This window comes from Veillonella sp. VA139 (genome assembly GCF_003992005.1).
Taxonomy (GTDB): Bacteria; Bacillota; Negativicutes; order Veillonellales; family Veillonellaceae; genus F0422.
In genome coordinates this window covers 1-11149 of record NZ_RQVL01000038.1, presented here as the reverse complement: position 1 = coordinate 11149, position 11149 = coordinate 1, and the positions used below count along the sequence as shown (strand labels likewise).

Sequence of the window (11149 nt, the reverse complement as noted above, 5' to 3'; positions counted from 1 at the left end):
TTATTTGAACACATTCATTGTAACAAAGGATGACCTTCTTTTGCTATTTTATTTTCCCACAAACATTTTACACTAACATTGGTGAAAGTTCAGTAAACACCGTATTAGTCAAAAAAACAAACTTTTTGATTGTTCGGTTTGGTGAGGTATATCATAGTGTGACTCGGGCAAAGGGAAGAGCACGGCACATTCCTTCACAAATTTACGTTCCACTGAGATTTGCTCCGGAATATGCCGTGCTCTTCTATATTTATCATGAATTAGATATTAACTTGACATACCTCAACACCGCATCCAATCTGCTGTGAGTTTAACGTGGATCTTAACATTGTTCTTCTTTTGTTATTCTTAACTAATATATTCATCTTACATATCCCACTGTCTCATACACAATTAAGGAGGTTGGGTGCTAAATAATTGTACTTCTAAAGAAATAATAGTATAATATCTGTAGATTGAAAAGGAGGGGACTACAATGCCTATTATAAAATCAAGCACTGATTTAAGAAATAATTATAATGATATTTCTTCGTTCTGTAACGAAACAGGTGAACCAGTATTTGTTACTAAAAACGGTCGAGGCGATCTAGCTGTTATGAGTATAGATTCGTACAATAATCTTATGGCAAGATACGAATTATATCACCTACTTGAAGAAAGTGAAATAGATTTTAAAAATGGTCGTAGTATGACTCTTGAAGATTCTATGAAAAATATAAAAGAGGCACTTACGAATGGAAACTTATAACGTATACGTATCAGATTCCTTTCAAAAAGATCTCATGCAGATCGTTTACTATATAAATCATTCTCTTAGTGCACCATTTACGACAGCTAATTTTTTAGAAATAATAGAAAACACACTTTACGACCTTTCTTTAATGCCACATAGATATGTATTAGTTTCTGATCCATACCTAGGTAAAAAAGGTTTTAGAAAGTGTATTATAAAAAAATACATTCTATTCTTTACAATAGATGAAGATTCTAAATCTATACACGTACATAGAATCCTACATTCACGACAAAACTGGATGAACATTCTATAATACATCCATGTACAAAGCGACTTTTTAAATGAACCGGTAAGAGGGAAAGCATACTATGAAACTTATCACACTACAGCGAGATATGATTGAAAACTTTATACATATCGAACATACCTGTATTCATGATGTAATTAACGAAGAAGATCACCAAGAATTAGATCATATATTGGACTATAGAAATTACAAGGAACAATTACAGTTCATAAAAAAAAGCAGTACGCTCCTACCTAAAGGCCTACGACTGCTGTATATTCCACCCTTGGAAGAACTTGGTATCACTACAGGTGAAACTTCCATATCATTAGAATGGACTGGACTTGAAGAAGATACGTTATACATCATTAATGATGAAGAACCGCTTAAACTACGTATCACTAATCCAAAAGCTGGGGTGTACTATAAAGCTATCCGTTAATTTACTCTCATTACCTAAGATATCGCATTTGATGTAATATAATACAGAATTCCTATGTTTCCATTTATAAGAATTAGTAGTAATTAAAATTGACATATATTTCTTCATTCACTAAAATAGAAACAGAAGCAGTTCAACAATCCCTATGAAGACCTGTGCGCCCCCCCCTCTATTATATAGAGGAGGGGGATTTTTACATCGACGCATAATTAACTCAATCACGCCCCCAAAAGAACGCCATTAAGTGTAGTAGTCTTGTGGCGATTTTTTTGCATATATTATTCTAATGCAAGAAGCGCGCGGTGTCCTCCTTCATAAACATTATGAAATACCGTTTATGAAGGAGGATATCGTGCGCTTCCGTTTCTCATATTAAGTTACCAACGCCACAGGCTACATAACATCACAAGTGACGTTTTACTGAAATGGATTCCCCAATCGTTGTAATACATGCTCGAACTTCTCTTTTGGCTTCGCATTAGTGCTATACCATTCTAAGAGCTCCGTGATTTTTTGTTCTGCTTCTTCTGGGGATAATCCTTCTAGCAAGGTAATTGCTTTTCGAGGTAAGGCGCCGCTTGTACCACCAGCTACTAAGGTAAAGCCATTTGGTTTTCCCACTAGGCCGATATCTTTAATCATGGATTCAGCGCAGCATCGTGGGCAACCGCTGATGCCGATGCGAATTTTGTTCGGCATATCTTTGCCGTAGTGTTTTTGGTCTACCATGGTCGCCATCGGAATGGTTTCCACAAAAGCGTGGCTACATCCATCTGTGCCTCGACATGCCACGATGGAGTTCACCGATTTATGTTGTACTTGCACCACTCCATCTGGTAATTGTTCCAAGATGGATACTTTTTGTTCTTTTGTAATGTCATAAATTTGAATGCCTGTAGGAACGATACGGAACTTTCCATTATGTTCTTTCGCTAGGCTAAAAATTGCCTCCATTTGTTCGTACGTGAACTCACTAAATAAGGCATGTAAAATAACTGCTGTTTTCATAAAACTCTCCTAAATTAACTGTATGGGCGTACATTCCTACTTAGGACGTAAGGAACTGACTAAACACATAATTGCCGTGCTTGGCCCCTTCCTTAGTGAGACGATATGCATCATCTTCATAAACAAGCAATTGTTTACGTATTAGATCTGTTACAACAGATCCATATATATTGTGAAAGTCTAGATTAAATCGACTTTCAAACAAACTAGGTACCAATCCCCACTTCGTACGCAACGCAAGAAAGCAAAAATCTTCATAGTCACGAGGACTAATAATTATTTCTTCTTCTATGCAAGGACTTTCACCCATTTCAATCTTATGGATGTAAGGCACCACGTAAGGGGTATTTTGAAAGCGCCGATTCCCCACAAAAGAATGGGCACCAGCACCAAAGCCGATGTAATCAACGCCATGCCAGTATTTGATATTATGATGGCTGAAAGCCCCATCTTTACCAAAACTAGCAATTTCATATCTATCGAACATCTGTTTTTCTAACCCTTCTATAAGGTAGTCGTACATCTGTTCGCATATATCTTCAGGCGGTAATATGACCGAATGGTCCATGACTTGGCGATACAATAAGGTACTAGGTTCCACTTGCAGGCCATAGATAGAGATATGATTAATCGGCAAAGACTGAATGACCTCTAAATTATAGGCAATATCTTCCAATGTTTGCTGAGGCAATCCATATATCTGATCAATGCTAATATTGCGGAAGCCTATCTCATAGGCATCTAGGACAGCTTGCTGTGCCATCTTTGAAGTATGAGTTCGGTGTAATACACGCAAATGGTCATCACGAAATGTTTGCACACCAAAGCTGATGCGGTTAATGCCTAGCTCATATAAGTGTCGCAAGTATTGTGCATCTACTTCCCCTGGATTAGCCTCGATAGTAATTTCAATATCGCTGCTGATGGTGTACTGTTTATACACCGTATCTAAGATACGATTCAATTCCTTAATGGACAATACCGTCGGTGTGCCACCGCCGAAGTAAATCGTATCGAAGGGCTCTGTCCCCAACAGGGATTGACTAGATTCAATCTCTTGGCGCAACGCATAGGCGTACACATCAAAATAGTCTTCTAATCCCTGGTACGAAGGAAAATCACAGTAGGTACACTTTTGACGGCAAAAGGGAATGTGGATATACATTCCCCTATGACCTACTGGAATACGATTTGTATTCATTAGTTTTCTACTTTCAAAATCGCCATGAACGCCTCTTGTGGAATCTCTACAGACCCTACGGCTTTCATACGTTTTTTACCTTCTTTTTGTTTTTCTAGCAATTTACGTTTACGGGAAATATCACCGCCGTAACATTTTGCTAATACGTCTTTACGCCAGGCTTTTACCGTTTCACGAGCTACAATTTTTGTGCCTACTGCCGCTTGAATTGGAATTTCAAAGTTTTGACGTGGAATCAATTCCTTCAATTTCTCAGCTAGGGCACGGCCACGCAATTGAGCTCGATCTTTGTGAACAATAATACTCAAGGCATCGACAGGATCACCATTTAGCAAGATATCCATTTTTACCATTGGAGATTGTTGGTAGCCAATCAATTCGTAATCCAAGGATGCGTAGCCTTTCGTAGCAGACTTCAATTTATCAAAGTAATCGTAAATGATTTCTCCTAGCGGCAAGTGGTATACGATAGATACACGGCTTTCATCAATGTATTCCATACTGATGTATTCCCCACGTTTGTCCTGTGAAAGTTCCATAATGGCCCCCACATAATCTTTAGGAACGATAGTGGTAGCCTTTACATATGGCTCTTCTACATAGTCAATTTCAGTTGGAGGTGGTAATTTAGCAGGGTTGTCCACTTCGATGACTTCCCCATTTGTTTTGTATACCTTATAGTTTACGCTTGGAGCCGTTGTAATCAAGGATAGATTATACTCCCGTTCCAATCGTTCTTGGATGACATCCATGTGTAACAATCCAAGGAAACCGCAACGGAATCCAAATCCAAGTGCCAAGGATGTTTCTGCTTCGTATTCTAAAGCAGCGTCGTTTAGGTTTAATTTTTCTAAGGCATCCCGCAAGTTTTCGTAATCTTTAGAATCTGTTGGATAAAGACCACAATACACCATAGATACGGCTTTACGGTATCCTGGTAATGGTTCTTCTGCTGGATTATCTGCTTTTGTGATGGTATCCCCTACACGACAGTCACGAACGTTTTTAATACTTGCCGCTACACAGCCTACAGAGCCACATGGTAACTCTTGGACTGGTAATAGATGCGGTGTAAATACGCCTAACTCAGTGACCTCAAAATCCTTAGAACTGTGCATCATACGAATGGTATCTTTCACTTTCAAAGACCCTTCTTGCACACGTACATATGCAATGGCACCTTTATAAGAGTCAAAGCGAGAGTCGAAAATTAAGGCACGTGCTGGTTTATCAGAATGATCTGGTGGCGCAGGAATTTTCTCTACAATGGCTTCTAAGATATCCTGAATACCAATGCCAGACTTAGCACTGGCCAAAATTGCATCAGAAGCATCTAAACCGATAACGTCTTCGATTTCACGTTTCACACGTTCAGGATCTGCACTTGGCAAATCAATTTTATTAATGACAGGAATAATTTCCAAATCATGTTCCAATGCTAAATACACATTGGCCAAAGTTTGCGCCTCTACACCTTGTGCAGCATCAACCACCAACAGGGCTCCTTCGCAAGCTGCCAAGGAACGGGATACTTCATAGCTGAAGTCCACGTGACCTGGTGTGTCGATTAAATTTAATGTATATTCTTGTCCATCTTTTGCAGTGTGCAATAAACGAACGGATTGGGCTTTAATCGTAATGCCCCGTTCCCGTTCTAGGTCCATGGAGTCTAAGACTTGGGCTTGCATTTCCCGTTTCGTCAAAGACCCAGTTTCTTCGATTAAACGATCCGCCAGCGTGGACTTACCATGGTCAATATGAGCAATGATACAAAAATTACGAATATGTGATGTACTCATGACTTCCCTTTCTAACAAACAATATCTATTACACCACCACCAAGAACTCGACTTCCCTCATAGAATACGACAGATTGCCCCGGTGTAATGGCGCGTTGTGGTTCCGTAAATTCAACTTTCATAGTACCGTCCTCTGTGAAAGTAACAGTACATGGTGATGGTTTCGCGGCATACCGAATCTTACCTTCTGCTTGCAATGATGTGGGCACAACTCCGTCTAGGAAGTTATAGTTGTTACACAACATGGTGCGAGAGAATAAACTTTCATTAGGACCAACGATAACCTCATTTGTTTCGCCATCTAATTTCACAACATAGAGAGGGTATGCATAGGCAATGCCCAAGCCTTTACGTTGTCCAATTGTATAATTGTATAATCCATTATGCGTACCTAACACCTCACCATTTTCATGGATAATACGCCCTGATTTAGGTTTCGATTTCGATGTTTTTTCAATGAACCCTTGGTAATTGTGATTCGGCAAGAAACAGATATCTAAACTATCTGGCTTGTCCCAAACAGGCAATTCTTTTTCATGGGCCATTTCACGAGTTTTCGTTTTTGGTTGATGCCCTAGAGGGAATACAAGATGTTTTAGTATATCTTGCGTCAACGTGTATAGTACATAACTTTGATCCTTTGTTGGATCTTCCCCTTTGTGCAACTCGTAACGCTGTGCTACTTCGTTGTACATCACTTGTGCATAGTGACCTGTCACCATATGTGTAGCCCCTAAAGATAGGGCACGTTGTAATAACAAATCGAATTTAATATTGCGATTACAGAACACGCATGGATTCGGAGTACGACCATTGGAATATTCCGTGATGAAATAATCTACCACATTGTCTTTGAAAATGTCTTTCGCATCCACCACATGATGTTCAATACCAAGAAAATCGCACATCTTCTTCGCATCCACCACGGCTTGGGGAATTTCGTCTTCTTCCGTGTCGCTTACCCACAAACGCAAGGTAATACCAAATACCTTATACCCTTGTTCTAATAACATTGAAGCGGTTAAAGAACTATCTACGCCACCGCTCATAGCTACTGCATATACTTTGTCCATATTATCTCCTACCATCAAATTGATACATCAAAACAGATTGAAAGTCTGAAGATGTATAATTGAACAAAAAATTATACTTATACATATCACTACATTATATCGCACTTTCTAGGTATTTTACAAGAATCTGGGGTGTGGAACAGCCTATTTTCTCTATGATTGTTTCTGCTACTAGCGACCAATATAAAGTATTTCATATGGTTCAAATATTGCTCGCGGTAAATATATCTTTTTAAAGAACAGATTATTGTTGGCATAGACCATTGAATCTGATTGTTTATATACATTTGAATGTTTTAAGTCAAAATATTCATCATATACCTTGAACAGTAAAAATTGATTACTATACATCCCTTGGAATCGATATACTGTATTAAATCCCCAAATGTCGTGCTCATGTTTTTGAATCTGCCAACTATTCAGTAAATATTCTCCTTTTTTCAAAATGCCTACCACATTATCTTCATATACTCTAGTACCATACTCCTCATATTCTATAGTTAAATCGTTACTCTGAAATAACACTTCTTTTTTCCCTTTAGAATTTGTTTCCTTATATACAGTATCACTAAAAGGCACGCGAGGAGGCCCTTTAAACTCTGTTTTAGGTGGATGTTTTTCAATACCATCATAATGTATGGGCTTTATATCATCTATTGTTTCATCCATTATATTGTCTATGGGAATACGATATTGTAAGTCATATTGACCTTTCCCAAACTCATAATCCTTCATATAAATACATCTATAATTAATTTGTAAGTTATTTCCCATTAAATATAGTTGCTCTGTACTAACACCCTTGACACCCACAAGAGGTATCTTACGGATAATCGTATTGCTATCCACATCAAATACGACTAGCTGCGCTGCATCTACATAATTGACGATAAATAATAATTTTCCATCAACCTCGACCGAATTAGAAACATCTATCATAGTCGGATTTTTCCAAAGTACTTCTGATGCCCCATCCTTATGCATACGTTCAACCTGCTTGTCATATGTATTATAAACAATATATGTATTGGGTCCGAATAAACTAAATTTTAACTGTGTCCAGTAATAGGTATTAAAGAATATTATTCCTATCATTGATAATAATAAGAATAAAATAGCTAGGATTCTTAGATTACGTGCTTTCAATATTCCATTTAATTTAGTGTTTATAGCCAACTTGCGTTTCCCCCTTCTTAAGCTAATTAGTCATTATCGTATCAATATAACTATATTCGTTAGGTTGAAGTCCAAATAGCAATTCCCCTATCTCTATCTCTTTTTTCATTTCATCTCCAACTACATCTATACACACCTTATAATTTATTTCTTGTTGTCTTTCATATCCTTGGCTTTCCAATATCTCTATAGTTTCATAATACATCTTTGCAGTAGAATCCAATAACACCTCTGCATCATCAGAAAATGTATTTCTTTTGAACCATAAAAGAGATCTTTTAAAATATTAAGCACTATTTAAAATTTAGAATATTCATTTTCTGGAACGATATCTTTTATTTTATCTTCAGGCAAGTTAGGACTCTTAATGCCTAGTTTCTCATAGGACCATAGGTCAAAGAGTTCATTGTCATATGCTTGTTCTGCTAATATGTCATAACCAAAGTTAGTAGAAATATATCGCTCTTCATTTAATCTATAGGAGAACACTGTCCACGGCTCAAGATGGCATGCAATAAATGCATTTCGCATGTAATTCGACCACAGCGCTAATTGTTCCATTGTCGCATCATAGGTAGCCTTAGAAACTACTTTATGGTCTATCATCTCCTCAAAAGTGAGGTATTCACCATCGATGATAATATACCCTAGTTGACGACATAGGGTTCCATCATTCTCTACATATAGGTATACCCGATGATATGTACCTGGCAGGATAGAAAACAAAATATCGTAACTATTTTGAAGATATTGTGGAATCAAATCATGAATATCTTCCCCTGTAAATTCTATAGCTGGATCTACACTAGCCATTTCCTCTAACTCCTCTTCAATAAACTGAGACATATCTATGTGCATAGTCCCTGTGATACATCCTTCATGTGGTGCTACTGCATGCGTATGTAGAGGTTCCCCTTCTGGTGAGAAATATCTTTCTTCCCAAGCATTTACCAAAGCTAGTTCATCAGTAAAATTATCTTCTGTGACATTGTCATATACATAAGAGAGTTCGCCGCTGGAAATATTAAATATACAATCTAAGGATGTATATTTTTTTCCTAAAATTGTATGCATACTATTAAACTCATCAGACCAGTCCCAATAAAGAGCTGCCACTCTAAAATCATTAATACCAGCAAATTTTGATTGTATATTTTTTTCTTTAATCCATGTATTATCCGCATACTCAATATAGATATTTAATCTTTCCTTATTGCCAATTGTATCTAAATGAAAATACATGTTTTTGCAGTCCTTAGAAATAAAATCTCTTAAATAAAGAGGCTTTTTCTTTATTATATTATTTAAACTATCAACTAAATCAATAGATTTAATCCTATTCTTGAGCACTTTTTCTGGTGTGATATTTTGTTTCTTCACCAAACTAGATGCTTCATAGTCCCAAAAAACACGACATTTATACCCTATCTTTCTATACTGCCAGATTAGTTTGGGTGTATTGTCATATAAATAATCTAAAGGAACTTCATAATAATTAATTTGACTATTTCCATTAAAATCCACTTCCAACTCAATAATATCCGAAGGGCAATCCACCTTATCCTTTGGACTAATATAAGCACTATTAGCTATTTTTCCTAATCCTAGCCCTGAAATATCGTCACGGAGATAATTAGAGACTATAAATAAATCATTTCTAGTTATAAACGAATCGTCATCATATATAACTATAAAGTCGCCCGAATATGATCCTAAATATAATTCAATATGGACTAGTATCTTTGACCAATTACCAGGGATATACGTATTTCCTATTTCTCTAGTTGCCTGTATTAAATTTTCTTCCATCAGTAACTTATTGTCTTCTGAAAACATTCTTAACCTCCATTAGGAATTGTTTCTCTAACTTCTTTTCCATCAATAAAATAATGTATATTAAATTCTTTTGGTCTTTTACTTGCTCCATCATATACTACATTTATCGTTACCTCTACTTCTTTACCTGCTTGTAACGCTTTTCCCCATCGATTTTCTGCTCTTCTGTATTTACTATTATTCACAATTGCAGCCATAGCAAGTAGATTATCTATCTCTCCAGAACCAGCATACCTATTAGCTATCAAATGCCATCTTCGTCACTTGGCAATCGGTCATCATCTGCTTTTAATTGGTCTCCTTTATTTCTCCATTCCTTTTCCTATATTCTTTAACTAAAGAATTATTTAATTCCCGGAGTCCTTGTGCTACTTTTTTTCCATCTTTATAGGAAAAACGAGATTTTTCTATAAGGGATAAATCTTTTTCAATATCCGGGTTTTCTTTATACAACAAATAAAAGGTATTTATATCTTCATCATCCATATCTTCAAAATTTGTTAAAAGAGTAATATCATCTAAATACCCATATCTTAATTCCTCAATACTCGAATAAAATGAACCTCTTCCTTCTACTTGAAAAATATATTTTTTTTCATATTCCAAATTTACGACTTTAATAATATGTATACCTAACCCTAATTTTGTTTTTGTATATCCTGATACTCCATAAGTATATAAATAATCACCTTTTACAATATACGTATACATCTTATTTTCTATAGTTAGATTATTAAAGTAATCTCTCAATTCATAAAAATAGGTTATTTCATATCGAAAAAACGTTTTTGTATCCATATACCGGTGAATATTGATATATAGATAGAGTGGACCTATTATCGCCACAAATATTAAAAACCATATACATACTTTTCGCACTTTCATCACCTGCTAAAGATATACAATAGAATATGTAAAGGATAGATAGTTCAGTTGCTTTTTCTTAAATTTATGGAAATAATTGGAAACTATCTTCAAATGTAGGTTCAACTCTCCAATCTATATTTCGTGACTCTAAGTATTCTTCATAATCAACATTCCGCCATATACTAGATTCCATGAAAAATGAAGTATCAATAGTTGCAAATGTATGCTGTATGGCAAAGTCTTTTATCTCTTCATATTTTTTCTCAAACAATAAACCTTTTACAATAAAGCTTTCAAATTCCCATGCATTAATAATTAAATATCTATAAAAATGTACGCAATTTTCTTTGTTTGGATTATGTGAAAGGAGCTTTTTATATAGCTCTACCGACAAGAAGTACGGTTGATCTATAAGCTTATGTGACTGAACCACCATTTCCAATACATCATATAATTGAGTATCAAAATGAATATCATTGATTAGAGTATATAAAATATGATAGATTCTAGATATTTTTTTATCACAAAACTTTTCCATAAACTCATTTTTTGTTAAGGAGTGTGTCGTTCTTTTATCCCAATAGTGATAAAAAAGACAACTAAAAATACATTTCCCTTCTAGAATACTTGTAAACAGGTATAATAGTAGGTACTGTCAAGAATTTTGTGTAAACTCTTTAAGAAATAAATGCTCTAAGCAATTAAATGGATGAAAGTAAGTGAGC

The 11149-nt window shown here is 35.8% G+C and carries 13 protein-coding genes; 3 read left to right on the top strand and 10 right to left on the bottom strand.

Annotated elements, in window-relative coordinates; translation table 11 throughout:
• Positions 1–475 precede the first annotated feature (475 nt).
• The 3 genes from EO125_RS09360 to EO125_RS09350 are packed head-to-tail and all read left to right on the top strand — an operon-like array spanning position 476 to position 1464.
• Positions 476–748: a type II toxin-antitoxin system Phd/YefM family antitoxin gene (locus tag EO125_RS09360; RefSeq protein WP_126937221.1), complete on the top strand. Its 273-nt coding sequence runs from the start codon at positions 476–478 to the stop codon at positions 746–748.
• Positions 735–1049: a type II toxin-antitoxin system RelE/ParE family toxin gene (locus tag EO125_RS10210; protein WP_127148661.1), complete on the top strand. Its 315-nt coding sequence runs from the start codon at positions 735–737 to the stop codon at positions 1047–1049. Before EO125_RS09360 ends, EO125_RS10210 begins: the two co-directional genes overlap by 14 nt.
• A 55-nt stretch (positions 1050–1104) precedes the next feature.
• On the top strand, positions 1105–1464 hold the full coding sequence (locus tag EO125_RS09350) for a hypothetical protein (protein ID WP_127148660.1): 360 nt from the start codon (positions 1105–1107) through the stop codon (positions 1462–1464).
• A gap of 417 nt (positions 1465–1881) precedes the next feature.
• Here EO125_RS09350 and EO125_RS09345 read toward each other — a convergent pair whose 3' ends face one another.
• The 10 genes from EO125_RS09345 to EO125_RS09300 form a co-directional block, all read right to left on the bottom strand.
• A complete protein-coding gene (locus EO125_RS09345; protein ID WP_127148659.1) occupies positions 1882–2472 on the bottom strand; it encodes a nitrite reductase in 591 nt (196 codons plus the stop codon).
• 40 nt (positions 2473–2512) lie between these two features.
• Positions 2513–3673 (bottom strand): radical SAM family heme chaperone HemW, encoded by a 1161-nt coding sequence (hemW, locus tag EO125_RS09340; protein ID WP_164726503.1) that lies wholly within the window; start codon positions 3671–3673, stop codon positions 2513–2515.
• Positions 3673–5472, bottom strand: coding sequence for a translation elongation factor 4 (gene lepA / locus EO125_RS09335; protein WP_062403449.1), 1800 nt, complete (start codon positions 5470–5472; stop codon positions 3673–3675). Before lepA ends, hemW begins: the two co-directional genes overlap by 1 nt.
• Positions 5473–5483: 11 nt before the next feature.
• Positions 5484–6545 carry a tRNA 2-thiouridine(34) synthase MnmA gene (gene mnmA, locus EO125_RS09330; protein ID WP_127148658.1) on the bottom strand — a complete coding sequence of 354 codons (1062 nt, stop codon included), beginning with the start codon at positions 6543–6545 and terminating at the stop codon, positions 5484–5486.
• 171 nt (positions 6546–6716) lie between these two features.
• A complete protein-coding gene (locus tag EO125_RS09325) occupies positions 6717–7721 on the bottom strand; it encodes a hypothetical protein (RefSeq protein WP_127148657.1) in 1005 nt (334 codons plus the stop codon).
• Between the two features lie 22 nt (positions 7722–7743).
• Positions 7744–7944, bottom strand: coding sequence for a hypothetical protein (locus EO125_RS09320; RefSeq protein ID WP_127148656.1), 201 nt, complete (start codon positions 7942–7944; stop codon positions 7744–7746).
• Positions 7945–8018: 74 nt separating this feature from the next.
• On the bottom strand, positions 8019–9557 hold the full coding sequence (locus EO125_RS09315) for an immunity protein YezG family protein (RefSeq protein WP_127148655.1): 1539 nt from the start codon (positions 9555–9557) through the stop codon (positions 8019–8021).
• A 2-nt stretch (positions 9558–9559) separates the two neighbouring features.
• Complete coding sequence (locus tag EO125_RS09310) at positions 9560–9805, bottom strand: DNA/RNA non-specific endonuclease (protein ID WP_127148654.1); 246 nt, start codon at positions 9803–9805, stop codon at positions 9560–9562.
• Between the two features lie 40 nt (positions 9806–9845).
• Positions 9846–10442 (bottom strand): hypothetical protein, encoded by a 597-nt coding sequence (locus EO125_RS09305; protein ID WP_127148653.1) that lies wholly within the window; start codon positions 10440–10442, stop codon positions 9846–9848.
• Between the two features lie 64 nt (positions 10443–10506).
• Positions 10507–10962 (bottom strand): hypothetical protein, encoded by a 456-nt coding sequence (locus tag EO125_RS09300; protein WP_127148652.1) that lies wholly within the window; start codon positions 10960–10962, stop codon positions 10507–10509.
• Between the last annotated feature and the right edge of the window lie 187 nt (positions 10963–11149).

What these genes read in the sequence shown, in the direction of transcription:
- EO125_RS09360 (WP_126937221.1), top strand. Translation starts at nt 476, where the DNA reads ATGCCTATTATAAAATCAAGCACTGATTTAAGAAATAATTATAATGAT.
- EO125_RS10210 (WP_127148661.1), top strand. Translation starts at nt 735, where the DNA reads ATGGAAACTTATAACGTATACGTATCAGATTCCTTTCAAAAAGATCTC.
- EO125_RS09350 (WP_127148660.1), top strand. Translation starts at nt 1,105, where the DNA reads ATGAAACTTATCACACTACAGCGAGATATGATTGAAAACTTTATACAT.
- EO125_RS09345 (WP_127148659.1), bottom strand. Translation starts at nt 2,472, where the DNA reads ATGAAAACAGCAGTTATTTTACATGCCTTATTTAGTGAGTTCACGTAC.
- hemW (WP_164726503.1), bottom strand. Translation starts at nt 3,673, where the DNA reads ATGAATACAAATCGTATTCCAGTAGGTCATAGGGGAATGTATATCCAC.
- lepA (WP_062403449.1), bottom strand. Translation starts at nt 5,472, where the DNA reads ATGAGTACATCACATATTCGTAATTTTTGTATCATTGCTCATATTGAC.
- mnmA (WP_127148658.1), bottom strand. Translation starts at nt 6,545, where the DNA reads ATGGACAAAGTATATGCAGTAGCTATGAGCGGTGGCGTAGATAGTTCT.
- EO125_RS09315 (WP_127148655.1), bottom strand. Translation starts at nt 9,557, where the DNA reads ATGTTTTCAGAAGACAATAAGTTACTGATGGAAGAAAATTTAATACAG.
- EO125_RS09305 (WP_127148653.1), bottom strand. Translation starts at nt 10,442, where the DNA reads ATGAAAGTGCGAAAAGTATGTATATGGTTTTTAATATTTGTGGCGATA.
- EO125_RS09300 (WP_127148652.1), bottom strand. Translation starts at nt 10,962, where the DNA reads ATGGAAAAGTTTTGTGATAAAAAAATATCTAGAATCTATCATATTTTA.